At 50.2% G+C, this 275-nt stretch carries 1 protein-coding gene; it reads right to left on the bottom strand.

Features of this window, described 5'->3' with window-relative positions; translation table 11 throughout:
* The coding region (locus MN204_RS20605; RefSeq protein ID WP_306798825.1) for a glycosyltransferase family 2 protein at positions 1 to 275 on the bottom strand (275 nt) is incomplete at both ends.

Below are 275 nucleotides of genomic sequence, written 5' to 3'. Positions count from 1 at the left end.
ACCGCGTGATTGGATGTCCCATGACATGGCGATATCTTCAGCGGCCATGATTGTATCCCAATAGCCAGCATCAACAACCGCGTCACGACGGTACAAAGCCGCCACACCAGAAACGGTGAACAAACGACCAATCGTTGATTGCGCACGCTTGATGAGCCCGATAATTGAGTTATATTCAACCAACTGCAACTTAGCCAACATTGATGAACGATTCATCGGCGTTGGCGCACCGGTAACGGCACCAACACGATTTGCTGGTGAAAAGTCTGTGTCCA

It is taken from the genome of Oceanobacillus saliphilus (assembly GCF_023522835.1).
In the GTDB taxonomy this organism is placed as follows: domain Bacteria; phylum Bacillota; class Bacilli; order Bacillales; family Amphibacillaceae; genus Oceanobacillus; species Oceanobacillus saliphilus.
The sequence above is the reverse complement of the archived record's forward strand: the minus strand, read 5'-3'. Positions and strand labels throughout refer to the sequence as shown.